This is a genomic window from Streptomyces sp. NPDC002671, assembly GCF_053592475.1.
The window spans coordinates 198,199-215,538 of record NZ_JBSFVU010000003.1 but is presented as its reverse complement, the minus strand read 5'-3'; the positions used below and the strand labels follow the sequence as shown (position 1 = coordinate 215,538).

18 protein-coding genes are annotated in these 17,340 nt (G+C 69.8%); 8 read left to right on the top strand and 10 right to left on the bottom strand.

Annotated elements, in window-relative coordinates:
* Window positions 1–13 precede the first annotated feature (13 nt).
* Window positions 14–460, top strand: a complete 447-nt coding sequence (gene rplI / locus ACWD35_RS05840; protein WP_451349894.1) for a 50S ribosomal protein L9 — start codon at window positions 14–16, stop codon at window positions 458–460.
* 152 nt (window positions 461–612) lie between these two features.
* Here rplI and ACWD35_RS05835 read toward each other — a convergent pair whose 3' ends face one another.
* The gene (locus ACWD35_RS05835) at window positions 613–1,950 is read right to left on the bottom strand and encodes an MATE family efflux transporter (RefSeq protein ID WP_451349893.1); all 1,338 of its coding nucleotides are present in this window, start codon (window positions 1,948–1,950) and stop codon (window positions 613–615) included.
* Between the two features lie 482 nt (window positions 1,951–2,432).
* On the opposite strand from ACWD35_RS05835, the gene dnaB reads away from it, so the two are divergent.
* Together dnaB and ACWD35_RS05825 are read left to right on the top strand one after the other, a co-directional pair.
* The gene (dnaB, locus tag ACWD35_RS05830; protein ID WP_451349892.1) at window positions 2,433–3,911 is read left to right on the top strand and encodes a replicative DNA helicase; all 1,479 of its coding nucleotides are present in this window, start codon (window positions 2,433–2,435) and stop codon (window positions 3,909–3,911) included.
* A 62-nt stretch (window positions 3,912–3,973) separates the two neighbouring features.
* The gene (locus ACWD35_RS05825) at window positions 3,974–5,362 is read left to right on the top strand and encodes a serine hydrolase domain-containing protein (RefSeq protein WP_451349891.1); all 1,389 of its coding nucleotides are present in this window, start codon (window positions 3,974–3,976) and stop codon (window positions 5,360–5,362) included.
* Between the two features lie 59 nt (window positions 5,363–5,421).
* On the opposite strand, the gene ACWD35_RS05820 is transcribed toward ACWD35_RS05825, so the two are convergent.
* Both ACWD35_RS05820 and ACWD35_RS05815 read right to left on the bottom strand, forming a co-directional pair.
* Window positions 5,422–5,874 carry an N-acetyltransferase family protein gene (locus tag ACWD35_RS05820; protein ID WP_451349890.1) on the bottom strand — a complete coding sequence of 151 codons (453 nt, stop codon included), beginning with the start codon at window positions 5,872–5,874 and terminating at the stop codon, window positions 5,422–5,424.
* A 9-nt stretch (window positions 5,875–5,883) separates the two neighbouring features.
* Window positions 5,884–6,342: a MarR family winged helix-turn-helix transcriptional regulator gene (locus ACWD35_RS05815; RefSeq protein ID WP_451349889.1), complete on the bottom strand. Its 459-nt coding sequence runs from the start codon at window positions 6,340–6,342 to the stop codon at window positions 5,884–5,886.
* Between the two features lie 142 nt (window positions 6,343–6,484).
* Between ACWD35_RS05815 and ACWD35_RS05810 the strand changes: the two genes are divergently transcribed.
* On the top strand, window positions 6,485–7,693 hold the full coding sequence (locus tag ACWD35_RS05810) for an MFS transporter (RefSeq protein ID WP_451349888.1): 1,209 nt from the start codon (window positions 6,485–6,487) through the stop codon (window positions 7,691–7,693).
* Window positions 7,694–7,826: 133 nt separating this feature from the next.
* Here ACWD35_RS05810 and ACWD35_RS05805 read toward each other — a convergent pair whose 3' ends face one another.
* A complete protein-coding gene (locus tag ACWD35_RS05805; protein ID WP_451349887.1) occupies window positions 7,827–9,029 on the bottom strand; it encodes an IS110 family transposase in 1,203 nt (400 codons plus the stop codon).
* Between the two features lie 211 nt (window positions 9,030–9,240).
* On the opposite strand from ACWD35_RS05805, the gene ACWD35_RS05800 reads away from it, so the two are divergent.
* Window positions 9,241–9,657, top strand: coding sequence for a GlcG/HbpS family heme-binding protein (locus ACWD35_RS05800; protein ID WP_451349886.1), 417 nt, complete (start codon window positions 9,241–9,243; stop codon window positions 9,655–9,657).
* A 79-nt stretch (window positions 9,658–9,736) separates the two neighbouring features.
* Here ACWD35_RS05800 and ACWD35_RS05795 read toward each other — a convergent pair whose 3' ends face one another.
* On the bottom strand, window positions 9,737–10,603 hold the full coding sequence (locus ACWD35_RS05795) for a GNAT family N-acetyltransferase (RefSeq protein ID WP_451349885.1): 867 nt from the start codon (window positions 10,601–10,603) through the stop codon (window positions 9,737–9,739).
* 150 nt (window positions 10,604–10,753) lie between these two features.
* On the opposite strand from ACWD35_RS05795, the gene ACWD35_RS05790 reads away from it, so the two are divergent.
* Together ACWD35_RS05790 and ACWD35_RS05785 are read left to right on the top strand one after the other, a co-directional pair.
* Window positions 10,754–11,386 carry an HAD family hydrolase gene (locus tag ACWD35_RS05790; RefSeq protein WP_451349884.1) on the top strand — a complete coding sequence of 211 codons (633 nt, stop codon included), beginning with the start codon at window positions 10,754–10,756 and terminating at the stop codon, window positions 11,384–11,386.
* A gap of 324 nt (window positions 11,387–11,710) precedes the next feature.
* Entirely contained in the window at window positions 11,711–13,207 is a 1,497-nt protein-coding gene (locus ACWD35_RS05785; RefSeq protein WP_451349883.1) for a globin domain-containing protein, read from the top strand.
* A 4-nt stretch (window positions 13,208–13,211) separates the two neighbouring features.
* Here ACWD35_RS05785 and ACWD35_RS05780 read toward each other — a convergent pair whose 3' ends face one another.
* The 5 genes from ACWD35_RS05780 to ACWD35_RS05760 form a co-directional block, all read right to left on the bottom strand.
* Window positions 13,212–13,694: an NUDIX domain-containing protein gene (locus tag ACWD35_RS05780; protein ID WP_451349882.1), complete on the bottom strand. Its 483-nt coding sequence runs from the start codon at window positions 13,692–13,694 to the stop codon at window positions 13,212–13,214.
* An 86-nt stretch (window positions 13,695–13,780) separates the two neighbouring features.
* The gene (locus tag ACWD35_RS05775; RefSeq protein ID WP_451349881.1) at window positions 13,781–14,686 is read right to left on the bottom strand and encodes a LysR family transcriptional regulator; all 906 of its coding nucleotides are present in this window, start codon (window positions 14,684–14,686) and stop codon (window positions 13,781–13,783) included.
* A 199-nt stretch (window positions 14,687–14,885) separates the two neighbouring features.
* Window positions 14,886–16,034 carry a cystathionine gamma-lyase gene (locus tag ACWD35_RS05770; RefSeq protein WP_451349880.1) on the bottom strand — a complete coding sequence of 383 codons (1,149 nt, stop codon included), beginning with the start codon at window positions 16,032–16,034 and terminating at the stop codon, window positions 14,886–14,888.
* Complete coding sequence (locus ACWD35_RS05765; RefSeq protein ID WP_451349879.1) at window positions 16,031–16,534, bottom strand: low molecular weight protein-tyrosine-phosphatase; 504 nt, start codon at window positions 16,532–16,534, stop codon at window positions 16,031–16,033. Before ACWD35_RS05765 ends, ACWD35_RS05770 begins: the two co-directional genes overlap by 4 nt.
* Window positions 16,535–16,541: 7 nt before the next feature.
* Entirely contained in the window at window positions 16,542–16,919 is a 378-nt protein-coding gene (locus tag ACWD35_RS05760) for a phage holin family protein (protein ID WP_451349878.1), read from the bottom strand.
* A gap of 62 nt (window positions 16,920–16,981) precedes the next feature.
* Between ACWD35_RS05760 and ACWD35_RS05755 the strand changes: the two genes are divergently transcribed.
* A complete protein-coding gene (locus ACWD35_RS05755; RefSeq protein ID WP_451349877.1) occupies window positions 16,982–17,299 on the top strand; it encodes a cupin domain-containing protein in 318 nt (105 codons plus the stop codon).
* Window positions 17,300–17,340: the final 41 nt, after the last annotated feature.

Genomic DNA, 17,340 nt, shown 5'->3' with positions numbered 1-17,340 from the left:
GGGTGACCGACTAATGAAGATCATCCTCACCCACGAGGTTTCCGGCCTCGGTGCCGCTGGCGACGTCGTCGACGTCAAGGACGGTTACGCTCGCAACTACCTGATCCCGCGGAAGTTCGCTATCCGCTGGACCAAGGGTGGCGAGAAGGACGTCGAGCAGATCCGCCGCGCCCGCAAGATCCACGAGATCCAGACCATCGAGCAGGCCAACGCTGTGAAGGCCCAGCTCGAGGGCGTCAAGGTCCGCCTGGCCGTCCGCTCCGGCGAAGCCGGTCGTCTCTTCGGTTCCGTCACCCCGGCCGACATCGCTTCCGCGATCAAGGCTTCCGGTGGCCCCGAGGTCGACAAGCGCCGCATCGAGCTGTCCGCCCCGATCAAGACCCTGGGCGCCCACGAGACGTCCGTGCGTCTGCACCCCGAGGTTGCCGCCAAGGTCAACATCGAGGTCGTCGCGGCGTAACGCTGCGCTCGTCTTGAGCAGCTGAGAGGGGCCGCCCCTGCGGGGGCGGCCCCTCTTCGCGTTCGATACCGCGGTTGGGTGTTCGGTACCGGGGTTCGCCGGGAGCGGCATGTTTCACGTGAAACAGGGACGGCAGCTGCCGGGTGGCCTGTTCAGCGGGCCGCGCCCGTCACCAGCCAGCGGCCCGAGCGGGTCCGTAGCCACAGGGTCAGCATGCGCACGGTCATCATCAGCGTCATCGCCACCCAGAGCGCGGTGAGTCCCCCACCCAGCGTGGGAACGAGCAGGGCCACCGGTGCGAACACGGCCAGCGTGACGACCATCGCCCCGGCCAGGTACGGCCCGTCGCCCGCTCCCATCAGGACGCCGTCCAGGACGAAGACGATCCCGCAGACGGGCTGGCAGAGCGCCACGATCAGCAGGGCGGGCAGTGCCGCGTCCTTGACCATGGAGTCGCCGGTGAACAGCGGGAGGAAGAGGGGGCGCGCGGCGACGACGAGCAGGCCGAGCGCGGCACCGGTCGCGATGCCCCACTGGACCATGCGACGGCAGGCCGCACGGGCGCCCGGGGCGTCGTCCGCACCGAGGTAGCGGCCGATGATCGCCTGCCCGGCGATCGCGATCGCGTCGAGGATGAAGGCCAGCAGGCTCCACAGGGACAGGATGATCTGGTGGGCGGCGATGTCGGCATCGCCGAGCCGGGCCGCGACCGCCGTGGCGATCATCAGGATCGCCCGCAGCGAGAGGGTCCGCACCAGCAGCGGAACGCCGGCCTGTGCCGAGGCGCGGATACCGGCGGCATCCGGTCGCAGGGAAGCCCCGTGCCGGCGAGCCCCGCGGACGACCACGGTCAGATACACGGCCGCCATGCCGCACTGCGCGATGACGGTCCCCCAGGCCGAGCCCGCGATGCCGAGTCCGGCGCCGTAGACGAGCCCGACGTTGAGCACGGCGTTGGCGACGAAGCCCGCGACGGCGACGTACAGCGGAGTCCTGGTGTCCTGCAGTCCGCGGAGCACACCGGTGGCGGCGAGGACGATCAGCATGGCCGGGATGCCCAGTGCGGAGATGCGCAGGTACGTCGTCGCGTAGGGGGCCGCGGTGGTGGAAGCGCCGAAGAGGTCCACGATGCCGGGGGCCAGGGGGAGGACGACGGCGATCACGGCGGCGCCGAGGAGCAGTGCCAGCCAGATGCCGTCCATGCCCTGGCGGATGGCGGAGGGGAGATCACCGGCGCCGACGCGCCGGGCCACGGCGCCCGTGGTCGCGTAGGCGAGGAAGACGAAGACGCTCACGGCACTGGCGAGGAGGGCCGATGCCACCCCGAGGCCGGCGAGCTGGGCGGTTCCGAGATGGCCGACGATCGCACTGTCGGCCATGACGAAGAGGGGCTCGGCGACGAGTGCGCCGAAGGCCGGGACGGCCAGCGCGACGATCTCTCGGTCGTGCCGCCGTCGGGTGGCCCTGGGTATCGCGGGAGCCTGTGTCATGAGCACTAATCTAATCGTCCACAGGTAAGGGACGCAATCGAGTTGTGTCCCTTACTCACCGTCTCCGGGTGTGTGCTTTCGCGCGGCGTTCGAAGCGATCTTGGTCCGACTGGGGAAGTTTTTCTTCTGCACAGCCGGTGGACGTTGAATTCGCAGGTCAGAGCCTTCTGGTAACCGGGATCGAGGTCTTGTTCACAGGGCTGTCCACCGTGTCGTGCACAGGTTTCGGCAGGTTCTCCACAGCATCCGGGCCGTCGTCCACATGGCCTGTGGATAACCAGATTGGCTGACGGTGCCGACGGGCCTACCGTTGTCCGGCGCCCGCTCTTTCCTCCGGCCCGGGAGACGTCCGTCCCAGGGGCCGGGAAACGTCATAAATCCGACGCGCCAGAACCGGAGTTGGGCCTCTCGATTTGTCAGTGTCGTGCCGTACAAAAGAGGGCACGGCGAGGTCCGCCGTGCGGACGGGAGGAGGTGGCTCGGTGAGCATTTCCGAGCCCTTGGACGATCCGTGGGCCGACACCGGACCCAGTGATCGTCTGCCCGCCTCCCGGCGGCGCGGCGACGGAGGCCGGGGCCGTGACGAACAGCACGACCGGGGCCGGGAGAGCGGCGGCTGGGACGGCGGTGGTTCCGCCTTCGAGCGGGTGCCGCCACAGGACCTGGACGCCGAACAGTCCGTGCTGGGCGGCATGCTGCTCTCCAAGGACGCCATCGCCGACGTCGTCGAGATCCTCAAGGGCCACGACTTCTACAAGCCCGCCCACGAGACGATCTACCAGGCGATCCTCGACATCTACGCCAAGGGTGAGCCGGCCGACCCCATCACCATCGCCGCCGAACTCACCAAGCGCGGCGAGATCAACAAGGTCGGCGGCGCGGCGTACCTGCACAGCCTCGTCCAGACCGTGCCGACGGCGGCCAACGCCGAGTACTACGCGGAGATCGTCCACGAGCGAGCCGTCCTGCGCCGCCTGGTCGAGGCCGGCACGCGGATCACGCAGATGGGATACGCGGCCGACGGCGACGTGGACGAGATCGTCAACAGCGCCCAGGCCGAGATCTACGCCGTCACCGAGCAGCGCACCAGCGAGGACTATCTGCCGCTCGGCGACATCATGGAAGGCGCGCTGGACGAGATCGAGGCGATCGGCTCGCGCAGCGGCGAGATGACGGGTGTGCCCACCGGGTTCACGGACTTCGACTCACTGACGAACGGCCTGCACCCGGGCCAGATGATCGTCATCGCGGCCCGTCCCGCCATGGGTAAGTCCACCCTCGCGCTGGACTTCGCCCGCGCCGCCTCGATCAAGCACAACCTTCCCAGCGTCATCTTCTCCCTCGAAATGGGCCGCAACGAGATCGCGATGCGTCTGCTGTCCGCGGAGGCGCGGGTGGCCCTGCACCACATGCGCTCCGGCACGATGACCGACGAGGACTGGACGCGCCTGGCCCGCCGGATGCCGGACGTCTCGGCCGCCCCGCTCTACATCGACGACTCCCCGAACCTGTCGATGATGGAGATCCGCGCCAAGTGCCGGCGGCTCAAGCAGCGCAACGACCTGAAGCTGGTCGTCATCGACTACCTCCAGCTGATGCAGTCCGGCGGCTCCAAGCGCGCCGAGAGCCGCCAGCAGGAGGTTTCGGACATGTCCCGTAACCTCAAGCTGCTCGCCAAGGAGCTGGAGATCCCGGTCATCGCGCTCTCTCAGCTCAACCGTGGTCCCGAGCAGCGCACGGACAAGAAGCCGATGGTCTCCGACCTGCGTGAGTCCGGCTCCATCGAGCAGGACGCCGACATGGTCATCCTGCTGCACCGCGAGGACGCCTACGAGAAGGAGTCCCCGCGCGCGGGCGAGGCCGACCTGATCGTGGCCAAGCACCGAAACGGCCCGACGGCGACGATCACGGTCGCCTTCCAGGGCCACTACTCCCGCTTCGTGGACATGGCACAGACCTGATCGGCCGGACCGCCGGGGAAACGAACTCGACGCGGGGCGCTTTCAGGGGTTGGACTGGGTCCATGACGACATCTCAGGAAGAATTGCTCCCGGGCACCCGGCGGGCGTTGCTGCACCGGATCGCCGTGGCGCAGGCCGAAGGGCGGGCGCCGTCGCTCGTCGCCGCGCTCGTGCGGGGCGGGCGGGCCGTGTGGCACGGATCGCGGACCTCCGTGGACGGGCACGGACCGGACGAGAACGTGCAGTACCGGATCGGGTCCATCACCAAGACCTTCACGGCCGTACTGGTCCTGCGGCTGCGCGACGAGGGCCTGCTCGACCTCGGTGATCCGCTGGAGAAGCATCTGCCGGGCACCGGAGCGGGCGAGGCGACGATCGCCGAACTGCTCGCGCACACCGCGGGATTGGCGGCCGAGTCGCCCGGGCCCTGGTGGGAGCGGACCCCGGGCTCACTGCGGCCCGAGCTGAGCGATGTCCTCGGCGAGCAGCCCCTCCTCCACCCCGTGGGCCGCCGGCACCACTACTCCAACCCCGGTTACACACTGCTGGGCGCGCTGGTGGAGGAACTGCGCGGGGCGCCCTGGGAGGACGTGCTGCGCAGGGAGGTGCTCGAACCGCTCGGCCTGCACCGCACCAGCGCCCAGCCGCAGGCGCCGCACGCGGGCGGCTGGGCGGTGCACCCCTGGGCCGACGCGCTGCTGCCCGAACCGTTGGAGGATCTCGGCCGGATGGCCCCCGCCGGCCAGCTGTGGTCGACCACCGGGGACCTTGCGCGGTTCGCCGCCTTCCTGGCCGGGGGAGACGACCGGGTGCTGAGCGCGGAGTCGGTGCGAGCGATGCGGACACCCGCGGCGCCTGCCGAGGTCGCGGATGTGGTGGACGGAGTCACCTACGGCCTGGGCATGCAGATCCAGCACCGGGACGGAAGGCTCCTCGCCGGGCACTCCGGCTCGCTTCCGGGCTTCCTTGCGAACCTCACCATCAGCGTGGAGGACGACGTGGCGGCGGTGGTGCTGGCCAACTGCACCAGTGGCCCGCTGCTGGGAGCGGTGGGTGCCGACCTGGTGCGTATCGTCGCCGAGGCGGAACCGCGGTTCCCCGAGCCGTGGCGGCCCCTGCGTGAAGTCGACCCAGCGGTGATGGAGTTGGCCGGGCAGTGGTACTGGGGAACCCACGCCTTCGGGCTGCGCGTGACGGCCGACGGCCTCATCGCCCTGGGGCCGCTGACCGGTGGTGGCCGCCGGGCCCGCTTCCGCCCGAACGGCGACGGCACATGGACCGGCCTGGAGGGGTACTACGCCGCAGAGTTGCTGCGGCCCGTACGCCGCCAGGACGGGTCTGTGAGCCACCTCGACCTCGGCTCCTTCGTGTTCACACGGCAGCCGTACGAGGACGGGGCCGGCGTGCCCGGTGGAGTTGACCCGAAGGGCTGGCGGGGGATCGAGGAGTAGCCGGTCCGGAGCGACGGCCGGGGTGGGTGTTTCACGTGAAACACCCACCCCGGCCGTTTTCAGAGCTGGAACTTGAAGCCCACGTGCGAGGCGGTGAAGCCGAGCCGCTCGTAGAAACGGTGGGCATCCGTGCGGCTGCTGTCGGAGGTCAGCTGCACCAACTGGCAGTCCAGGCGCCGGGATTCCTCGATCGCCCACTCGATGAACTGCGTGCCCAGGCCGCTGCCACGCACGTCGGCATGGATGCGTACGCCCTCGATGATCGAGCGGGTCGCCCCCTTGTGCGAGAGTCCGGGGATGATCGTGAGCTGGAGGGTTCCGACCACGCGGCCTTCGCGCACGGCGACGACGAGGTGCTGGTTGGGGTCCGACTCCAGGCGTATCTGTGCGGCCCGGTACGGGGTCAGGTCTTCGAGTGACTCGCGCTGGGCGCCCAGCGGATCGTCGGCGAGCAGGGCGACGATCGCCGGGAGGTCGTCGGCGGTCGCGGTCCGTATTTCAAGATCTCCCATGGCCGCACCCTATGCGGGCACGTTCAGGGACTCCACGACTCGGACCAGCGGGACCAGCGCGGGGTTCCTGGCCGCCTCGTCCAGGGCCTCGCGCAGGGCGGTGTCATTGGTGGGCCGCGCTTCCTCCAGCAGTCGCAGGCCGGCCTCCGTGACGTTCGTGTAGATGCCGCGACGGTCGGTGGGGCACAGGTAGCGCTCCAGCAGACCTCGGTCCTCCAGGCGGGTCACCAGCCGGGTTGTGGCGCTCTGGCTGAGGGTGACCGCTTCGGCGACCTGTTTCATCTGCAGATGCCCGCCTTCGCCGTCGTGCTGCCGGCTGAGCACGTCGAGCAGGGAGTACTCGCGCACGCTGAGGTCGTGCTTGGCCTGCAGGGCGCGCTCGACGTGTCCCTCGATCCTCCCGTGCAGCAGGGAGAGGGTGCACCAGCCCTGGGCGAGGGCGGTGAGCGCGGGGTCCGTCGCTGTCATTGGTGTTCTTCCTCCGTCCCGGAGCGGCTGAATCCAGGGTAGGGCACACCTGCAATAGTCTCGGGTTGCATTAGCCCGCGTACGCAATTATTGTTGAGACGCGAAAAGCGCTCCCGCAATCGTCTGGAAGGTGTACCCCCACATGCCTCTCGCGCTTCTGGCCCTCGCGATCGGGGCCTTCGGAATCGGCACCACCGAATTCGTGATCATGGGCTTGCTGCCCGAGGTCGCGGGTGACTTCGGGGTCTCCATCCCCACGGCGGGCCTGCTCGTTACCGGCTACGCCCTGGGCGTGGTGCTCGGTGCCCCGCTGATGACCGTGCTCGGCACCAAGGTCTCGCGCAAGCGGATGCTGATGCTGCTGATGGGCCTGTTCATCGCGGGAAACCTGGTCTCCGCGGTGGCCCCCACCTTCACGATCATGCTGATCGGGCGGGTGGTCACCTCCCTCGCCCACGGCGCCTTCTTCGGCATCGGCTCGGTCGTCGCGGCCGAGCTGGTGGCCCCGGACAAGAAGGCCGGAGCCATCGCGACGATGTTCACCGGTCTGACCGTCGCCAATGTCGTCGGCGTCCCGCTGGGCACGCTCATCGGGCAGAGCGTCGGCTGGCGCGTCACCTTCGCCATCGTCGCGGCCCTCGGCGCCGCCGGCCTCGCGGGCATCGCCAAGCTGGTGCCCGAGCTGCCCCGCCCGGAGGGCGTGCACCTGCGCCACGAGCTGGCCGCCTTCAAGAACGCCCAGGTCCTGCTCGCCATGGCGATGACCGTCCTCGGCTTCGGCGGCGTCTTCGCGGCCATCACCTACATCGCGCCGATGATGACCCACATCGCGGGCTTCGCCGATGGCTCGGTCACCTGGCTGCTGGTCCTGTTCGGCCTCGGCATGGTCGGCGGCAACCTCGTCGGCGGCAAGTTCGCCGACCGCGCCCTGATGCCGATGCTGTACGTCTCCCTGGGCGCCCTGGCCGTCGTCCTGGCGCTCTTCACACTCACCGCGCACAACAAGATCGCGGCGGCCGTCACGATCATGCTGATCGGCGCCCTGGGCTTCGCCACCGTCCCGCCGCTGCAGAAGCGCGTCCTCGACCAGGCGCACGGCGCCCCGACGCTCGCCTCGGCGATGAACATCGGCGCCTTCAACCTGGGCAACGCCCTCTCCGCCTGGCTCGGCGGCATCGTGATCGCGGCCGGCTTCGGCTACACCGCCCCCAACTGGGTCGGCGCCGTCCTCGCCGCAGCCGCCCTGGTCCTCGCCGTCCTCTCGGCCGCCTTGGAGCGCCGCGACAGCAGGCCCAGCGTCGTAGTGGCCGTCGGCAGCTCCGACGGCCGCCGGACTCCCGTCCACCACTGAGCCGCCCGCTGCGCGGGTCGCCGCACGAGCCCGCAGACGCTGTGACCATCCGACAGGCGCCCGTACCGAGAGGCGCACTCCGGAACGGCACCACCTCACCTCAGAAACACCAAGGAGAATCTCAATGACCGTGTCAAGCCGCCTGCGTGACCGGCGGAGCGGAGGTGAACAGCCTCTTGTCACGCAGCATCGCCCAGAGCACGTCGACCCGGCGACGGGCAAGCGCGAGCAGGGCCTGGGTGTGCAGCAGTCCCTCGCCGCGCTTCTTGAGGTAGTAATCCCGCGACGGGCCCGGCCGCATCATGGCGGACTGCGCGGACATGTAGAACAGCCAGCGCAGGCGCCGGTTGTAGCGTTTGGGCCGGTGGTAGTTGCCGGTGCGGCGGCCGGAGTCGCGGGGCACTGGGGCAAGGCCGGCATGCGAGGCCAGGCGGCCGGCGTCCTTGTAGCCGGACAGGTCGCCGACGATGGCGACGAACTCGGCACCCAGGATCGGGCCCATGCCTGGCATGGACTCGATGATCTCGGCGCGGTCGTCGGCGCGGAAGGTCTCGTGGATCTCCCGGTCGTTGTCCTTGATCCGCTCGTCCAGAGCCAAGAGCTGGTGGGCCAGATCGCGCACCAGCCTGGCCGCCCGACCCTCGCCGGGCAGCGCGGTCATCTGGGACTGGGCGGCCTCGACGGCCTTGGCCGCCACGGTGTCGGCGCTGCGGACCTTGCGGCGCTCCAGCCAGGTCGTCAGCCGCTTGACGCCTATCCGCCGCAGAGCGGCCGGGGTCTGGTACTCGGTCAGCATGACCACTGGGCCTTTGGCTGCGGAGTAGTCGAACGCGCGCTCCAGAGCGGGGCAGATGCCGACCAGCAGGTCACGCAGCCGGTTGATGAGCCGGACCCGGTCGGCAATGAGGTCGCGCCGGTAGCCGGTCAGCAGCTGGAGCGTGGAGACCAGCTCGGGCGGAGTCTCGATCGAGGCGAAGTCCCGGCGCATGCGCGCCTGGTCGGCGATGACGTGGGCGTCCTTGGCGTCGGTCTTCCCCTCGCCGCGGTAGGCACCAGTCATCCGGTGGACGGTGCGGCCGGGCACGTAGACGACCTGCTGGCCGTGCGCGATCAGCAGGGCAAGCAGCAGGGCGGAGGCCCGGCCGGAGATGTCCACCGCCCACCGCACCTCTTCGGCCTTCTCCCGGGCCGTGGCGATCAGCGTCAGGATCTGGGCCTCGTCGTTGATCACTTTCGTCGAGAACAGTGTCTCGCCGTCGGAGTTCACCGCCGCTGCCCAGTGATGCCCCTTGCCGGCGTCGATGCCGACCCATATCCGCGCGTGAGACGTGCCCAAGCCCGTCGCTCCGTTCCACCGTGACCAGCACTTCCGTGGCCCGAAGAACACTCCGCCGACAGGTCCTTAACCAGCGATGCCCGCAGTTCTCAATCAGCAGTCGGAGCGTCCCGGAGGACCGGGCGGCCATTCTCCGGAAGCCATCAACGGCAGAAACCCCATCAGCCACACCCGGTCCTCCCGGACCGCCCAACATTCTTAAGGAACCCCCATGACCACCGCCGTCTCCCCGCTCACCACCGAGGACGCCGAACTGCTCGTCGCCACGGCCCGTCGTGCGGCCGAGGACGCCGGAGTCACCGTCAGCGTCACCGTCCTGGACGCCGGCGGCCACCTGCTCGCCTTCCGCCGGGACGACCGGGCCGTGCTGATCTCGGGCGAGACCAGCACCCGCAAGGCCTACACGGCGCTCCAGCTGAACGCGGCCACCGTCGATCTGGTCGATACCGTCCAGCCCGGCGGCCTCTTCCACACGCTGCCCACGGCCCTCGACCGGCCTCTGCTGTTCATCGCGGGCGGCATCCCTGTCCACCGCGACGGCCGGCTGATCGGCGCGATCGGTGTCGGCGGGGGCGCCCCGGACCAGGACCACGGCTTCGCCACGGCAGCCGTGCAGGCGCTCGCCTGATCGTCCAGCACCCGCCACACAGCGGCAACGCCGGCCCCGCCCTGGAGCGGTGGGCCGGCGTTGGTCATGTCACGGTTGCTCAGCCCGCGGCCACCGTCAGCGGCGCGAACCGCCGCCTCCAGTCTCCCGGCAGGTCCGCGACGCCGTAGGTCATGACCGAGTTGAAGGCCACGGACGCGAGCCCCCGCTCCTTGGCCCAGGCCAGCAGTTCCTCGTGGCGTACGTCGATGTCGGTGCGCAGCGGTCGCTCGGTGTGGGCCGCGAGTGAGGCGATGAGGGCCTTGGCGGTCTCCGTGTCACGAGCGATCAGCGGGCCGACGACGTGCGTGTTCATGTTGGGCCAGGCAGCGGTGTAGCCGATGATCCGGCCGCCGTCCTCGGCCACCCTCAACTGGTCGGCGAAGGCGGGGAGTCGGGCGATGAGGGGCGTCCGGTCGGCACCGAACACCTCCTCGTCGAGGCGGAGGATCGAGGAGAGGTCCTCCGCGGTGGCGGCGCGCGTCGACACCCGGGATTCCGGGTCCGCGGAAACGAAGTGCCCGGTCAGCATTTCCGCCCGGCCGGTGACCTTGAAGCCCAGCTCTTCGTAGAGCGGGCGGCCGTTGGGCGTGGCGTGCAGGGTGAGCGGGGTGGTGCCCATGGCCCCCATGACATGCCGCATCAAGCGGCGCCCGACGCCCTGGCGGGCATGCCGTTCGGCCACCAGAACCATGCCGATGGCGCCGAGTTCCGGCCGCCCCCAAGAGCCGTACTCCGTGATCACGCACGCGGCGACAAGGCCACCGCCGGGATCGTCGATGCCGTAACCCTTCCCGGCGGTGAGGAGGAAGCCCCACTTGTGTTCCTCGCGCGGCCACCCCCGGTCTTCGGACAAGTCGGCGCAGGCGGTGAGATCCCGGAGCGTCAGACGGCGAATGGGCAGATCGGCGAGGGGAGGAGTCGGCACGCAGGTCAGGCTGTCCGACCGGCACCCCCGGCGTCCACCCGTTTCGACGCAGACGTACGTGCTTTTGGCCATGCCGTGGCCGTTCTCACAGGGCATGGACCGTCGCGAGTGTTTCACGTGAAACATCGGCTGCCGATTAGCCTCGGGCCCATGGCGAGACTTCATCTCTTCGATCTCGATGGCACTTTGCTGCACGGCACGACTGCTCCGATGGAGATTTCCCGCCAGTTGGGGAAGGAGGCGGAGACGGTCGCGCTGGAGCGCGCGATTGCGACGGGGAGGATAGGCCCCCCTGAGTACGCGACGCTCGTGTACGACCTGTGGACCGAGCTGACCGAGGCGCAGGTGAGCGCCGCGTTCGAGGGGGCTCCGTGGCTGGCCCGGATCCGCGAGGTATGGGCGGAGATCCGGCAGTCGGGCGAGTATTGCGCGGTGGTGTCCCTCTCGCCCTCGTTCTTCGTGGAACGTCTTCTCGGCTGGGGTGCGCATGCGGCCTATGGATCGCGTTTCCCCGCCGTGCCGTTCACCGAGCCCGTGGACCCCGCCGGGGCACTCAGCGCCGCGGCCAAGGTGACCATCGCGGACCGGCTCTGCGAGGAGTTCGGTGTGACACGTGCCGACTGCGTCGCGTATGGCGACTCAATGTCGGACAAGGACCTGTTTGCTGCCGTACCGGTTTCTGTCGCGGTCAATGCGGACGGGCACCTGGCCGGACTCGCGACGCACGCCTATACCGGGCGGGATCTGTGGGATGCCTATGAATTGGTCGTCGGCGACCGGTAGTTGAGGGAATTCAGGGTTCGCCCGCTTGCCTCGTTTGTGATGGAGCAAGGGGGGACTTGTGTGCACAGCGAGGGCCGGTAGGGTCGACTCCGGTTCACGCCTGGGATGTAGTGCACGCCCGGGCGGGCCGCGAACAGGGCAAGCAGCCTAACGGGACGGAGAGATCAAAACCCGCGTTTTCGTATACACGGCCGCCGAATCCGCTCAGGATGGGATGCTGCGGAGAAAGAGTGCTACGGCTGGCCACCCGCCGGGGGAAAGCATGCGCCTTCTGAGGAGAAGGTGCGCAGACCGACCGAGAGATGTTCGAGGCGAGGGCACACCATGGACGCTCCGACCACCACGTCGGGGGAGCACGGCATGTCGGGCGGGGGCGGCTGGTTCACGCCGCGCAAGGTGCCATCGGCCCCACCACCGGACACTCCCGCCCCGCAGCCAGGCGCTGCGAGCCGTACGACGGGCCTTCCCGTCTCCCCGCCGGGCACCGACGGCCCCACGGGCGCTCCCGCCCCTCAGTCGGCCCAGTCTCCGCCACGGCGCCCCGAGGAGCCACCGCGCCCGGCGGAGGCCTCGCACCGGGTGGGGGCACCGCACCCGGCAGAGGCCCCGCCGCCGCCTCCGACGGAGGCTCCGGTCTCGCACCCGGAAGTGGCTCCGGAGCCGGACCGAGTGCCCTCCCGGCGGTCCGAGCCGCCCGCCGAGGAGGGCTCCCCCGACGCGATCCTCATCCGCCGCACTATGGCCGAGATCGCCCCCGTCGCCGACAAGGTCACCTCCTACTTCTACGCGCTCCTCTTCGTCCGCCACCCCGACCTGCGGTCGCTGTTCCCGGCGGCGATGGACACCCAGCGGGACCGGCTGCTGAAGGCGCTGCTCACCGCCGCCGAACACATCGACAACACCCCGGTCCTCGTCGACTATCTGCAGAACCTGGGCCGCGGACACCGCAAGTACGGAACACGCCCGGAGCACTATCCGGCCGTGGGCGAATGCCTCATCGCCGCGTTGAGCAGGTACGGCTACGACATCTGGAACCCGGAGATCGAGGCCGCCTGGATCCGGGCGTACACGACGATCTCCCAGGTCATGATCGACGCGGCGGCGGCCGACGAACTGCGCGCTCCGGCCTGGTGGCACGCCGAGGTCGTCGCACATGACCTGAGGACCCCCGAGGTCGCGATCCTCACCGTCCGCCCGGACCAGCCCTATCCCTTCCTTGCCGGGCAGTACACGAGCGTGGAGACACCCTGGTGGCCCCGGGTCTGGCGGCACTACTCCTTCGCCTCCGCGCCGCGTCCGGACGGTTTGCTGACCTTCCATGTGAAGGCCATCCCGGCAGGCTGGGTCTCCAACGCGCTCGTGCACCGCGCCCGGCCCGGAGACGTCATACGCCTCGGCCCGCCGACCGGCTCGATGACCGTCGACCACACCACCGACAGCGGACTGCTCTGCCTGGGCGGCGGCACCGGCATAGCGCCCATCAAAGCCCTGGTCGAGGATGTCGCCGAGCACGGTGACCGGCGCCTGGTCGAGGTGTTCTACGGTGCCCGCACCGATCACGACCTGTACGACATCGACACCATGCTCAGGCTCCAGCAGAGCCACCCCTGGCTGTCCGTCCGGGCCGTCATCGACCAGCTGGCCCATCTCCAGCTCCCTGACGCCATACGCGAGTACGGCCCGTGGAACGAGTACGACGCCTACCTCTCGGGCCCGCCCGGGATGATCCGCAACGGCATCGACGCGCTCCGGGACATCGGCATCCCCGCGGACCGCATACGGCACGACTCGGTGGAGGAACTGGTCGTCGTCGGGACCTGATCCCCTAGCCGAGGTCGGGAGCGTGCATGGCGCGCACCCCCTCGATGTTGCCGTCCAGGTAGTGACGCAGCGACAGCGGTACGAGGTGGACGGAGGCGATGCCGACGCGGGTGAACGGGATGCGGACGATCTCGTACTCACCGGTCGGCTCGTCCACCTCGGGTCCGTGGCGCAGCGACGGGTTCATGGACTCCAGCCGGCAGACGAAGAAGTGCTGCACCTTCACGCCGGTCGCGCCGCCGTCTTCGCCGATGTGCTCCACCGTGTCCACGAAGCACGGCACCACATCGGTGATCTTGGCGCCGAGTTCCTCGTACACCTCGCGGTGCAGGGCGTGCACGACGGTCGGGTCCGCGGGCTCGACCCCGCCACCGGGAGTGACCCAGTAGGGATCGACGCCGGGCTTGGTGCGCTTGATCAGGATCAGGTCGTCGCCGTCCAGGAGAACGGCGCGGGCGGTGCGCTTGACCACGGGTCGGACGGTCATGGGAGAAATGTGGCCCGGCTGGTTCCACGTGAAACATCACAAAGCAGAACCACATCAGGGCAGGGCGTGCACCGCCGGACCGGCCCTCAGCACCAGCCGATGGCCGCCCGCTGAAGCCACTCGTGCGCCCGCGCGACATGAGGCATCGCCAGCGTCCCGGTGCGCACCACAAGGAAATACGTGCGTAGCGGCGGCACCGGAGGATCGTGCAGCAACACGATCGCGCCCTGTGCGAGGGCGTCGGCGCACAGATAGCGGGGCAGTACGGCCAGCCCCGCGCCGGCGATCGCGCAGGCGAGCACCGCGCGCAGGTCGGGGACGATGACGGTGCCCGAGGCGGCGGGGCGGCAGTCGAAGACGGAGGCCCAGTAGCGCGAGACCAGGGGCAGCGACTCGTGGACCTCGACGACAGGCAGGTTCTCCAGGGCGGGCGCGCCCTTGAGGCGCGGTGCGTCCGAGCCGATCCGCTCGGCCCAGCGCGGGGCGGCGACCAGCACATGTTCCTCGTCGCAGAGGGGAGTGGCGGTGAGCAGGGCGCCGCGCGGCCGGGCCGTGCTGATAGCCAGGTCGTGGTGCCCGGCGGCCAGCCCCTCCAGCGTCTCCTCCGCGGTGCCGAAGGAGGCGCGCAGCGCGAAGCCCTGGCCGTCGTCGCCGGTCAGCTCGGTGAGGGCCGGAAGCGCGCGTTCGGTGGTGAACTCGGGCGGCCCGGCGAGGTGGAGCGTGCGCAGCGAGGACTCGTCGTCCAGGCCGCTCTCGGCTATCTCCACCAGCGCGTCGAGATGGGGCGCCGCCTTGTGGGCGAGTTCGTCGCCGATGGTCGTGGGGGTCACCCCGCGGGCCTGGCGCAGGAACAGGGGTCTGCCCAACTGGCGCTCCAGCGTGCGGATCTGCGAGGTGACGGCCGGCTGGGAGAGGCCGAGCAGGGCGGCGGCGCGGGTGAAGGAACCGGCCCGGTGCACGGTGACGAAGGTGCGCAGCAAGGCCAGATCCATGGCATGCCCTCCCTGTCCCTGCCTCCCTCCGGCCCCCAGGCAGACACCAACTATAAATAAGTCGATAGGTCTCTGTCGCTACCGTGATTGGACACTGACACAGAGTCAACTAGCCTTGTTCGCGCGGTTCTTCGCGCGGGAACCGAAGGGGGAATCGAGGACGGTCCGAGCCACGAGGGGGGAGGCTCGGACCGTCTCGTCACTCGGCGGACTCGTCCAGGGCACGCAGTACGTCGGCCACCAGGTCCTCGGGGTCCTCCGCACCGACGGACATACGGATGAAGCCCTCCGGGACCGCGTCTCCGCCCCAGCGGCGGCGCCGCTCGGCCGTGGAGCGCACCCCGCCGAAGCTCGTCGCGTCCTCCACCAGGCGCAGGGCCTCCAGGAAACGCTCGGCACGCGCGCGCGTGGGCAGCGTGAAGGAGACGACGCATCCGAAGCGGCGCATCTGCTGCGAGGCGATCTTGTACGAGGGGTCGTCGGGCAGGCCCGGATAGCGCAGCCCGGACACCTCGGGCCGCTGCCGCAGGGCCTCGGCGAGCGTGCGGGCGTTGGCGTTCTGCCGGTCGATGCGCAGCTGGAGCGTGGCGATCGAGCGGTGCGCCAGCCAGGCCTCCATGGGGCCGGAGATCGCCCCCACGATCTTGCGCCAGCGGCGTACGGCGGCCATCGCCTCGCCCTCGCGGCCGGCGACGTAGCCCAGCAGCAAGTCCCCGTGCCCGGTCAGCTGCTTGGTGCCGCTGGCCACCGAAAAGTCGGCGCCCAGCTCCAGCGGGCGCTGCCCGAGCGGGGTGGCGAGGGTGTTGTCGACGGCCACCAGGGCGCCCCGCTCGTGTGCCGCCTCCACCAGGCGCCTGATGTCGCACACGTCGAGCCCGGGGTTCGACGGGGACTCGAGCCACAGCAGCCGCGCCCCGTCGAGGACCTCCAGCTGGGCGTCCTGGCGGGTCGGCGCAGTGCGCACCTCGATGCCGTACGCCTCCAGCTGGGCGCCGACCAGCGGCAGCACCTGATAGCCGTCGGAAGGGAGTACGACCGCGTCTCCGGCGCGGAGCTGGGAGAACACCACCGAGGAGATCGCCGCCATGCCGGAGGCGAACACCAGCGTCTCGACGTCGTCCTGCCCGGGCGCCTCCAGCTCGCCGATGGCGCTCTCCAGCAGCGTCCAGGTCGGGTTGTCGTCACGGCCGTAGGAGTACGGTCCGGTCACCTCGCCCGGGAGGTGGAAGTGCGCGGCGAAGACCGGTCCGGGCAGGGTCGGCTCGTGCTTGACCGGCTCGGGCAGCCCCGCCCGTACCGCGCGCGTGCCGTCGCCGATGCGTCCCTCGTCCTCCCTGCCCTCGTTCATGCGGCCCGTCCCTCCAGTTGTTCCTGTACGGCGGCGAGCAGACCGGCGCTCGCCGCCTCCACCATCTCAAGGCACTCCTCGAAGCCGTCACGGCCCCCGTAGTACGGGTCCGGTACGTCGAGGTCGCCGCCTGCCGTGGGGTCGCACGAGGGGTCGTAGGAGCGCAGCAGGCGGACCTTGCGCGCGTCCTCCTCGGTGGGCGCGAGGCGGCGCAGGGCCTTCAGGTGCCCGGCATCGAGCGCGATCACCAGGTCGCGGCGGGCGAACCAGGCCGGCTGGAACTGGCGTGCGATGTGCTCGGTGTCGTAGCCGTGCTCGTCGAGGACCGAGACGGTCCGCGGATCGGAGGGCTCGCCCTCGTGCCAGCCGCCGGTGCCGGCGCTGTCGACCTCGACCAGATGCTCCAGCCCGGCCTCCGCCACGCGCGCGCGGAAGACGGATTCGGCCATCGGGGAGCGGCAGATGTTGCCGGTGCACACGAAGCAGACGCGATAGGCCATGGCGCGTTCAGTCCTCGTCGGGCAGGAGAACGTGCAGCGCCCAGGACACGACCGAGATGATCAGGCCGCCGAGGACGGCGGTCCAGAAGCCCGCCACATGGAAGCCCAGGTCGAGCTTGCCGCACACCCAGGACGTCAACATCAGCATCAGCGCGTTGACGACCAGGGTGATCAGACCCAGGGTCAGGATGAACAGCGGGAAGGTGAGCACCTTCACGATCGGCTTGACCAGGAAGTTGACCAGGCCGAAGACCAGCGCCACGAGGATCAGCGTGCCGGCCTTCTTGGCCGTGCTGTCACCGGTAAGGGTGATCTTGTCGAGCAGCCATACGGCGACCGCCAGGGCGCCCGCGTTGGCGATCGTCTTGACTACAAAATTCTTCATGTGTCTGATCGTGGCAGACCGGATGGAGAACGAGCAGTGATGAGACGAGGTCGGCAACGGCGATGAAGGCATTCCGGCTGGACGAACTGGAGGCGGAGCGAGCCGCCAACGAGGGTGCCTACCTGCAGTTCCTGCGCGAGCGGAACATGTCGGTCGGCCTGTACGCGCTCAACGCGGGCGAACACGACCCGCAGAAGCCGCACAACCAGGACGAGGTGTACCTCGTCGTCAGCGGCCGGGCGTCGATCACGGTCGGCATGGAGACCACCGAGGTGGCCCGGGGCAGCGTGGTCTACGTACCGGCAGGGGTGGCCCACAAGTTCCACCACATCAGCGAGGACCTGAGGGTGATGGTCGTCTTCTCTCCACCTGAGGCCTGAGCCCGGCCCTCGGGGTTCCCTAGGGGACGGGTCAGGGGAGG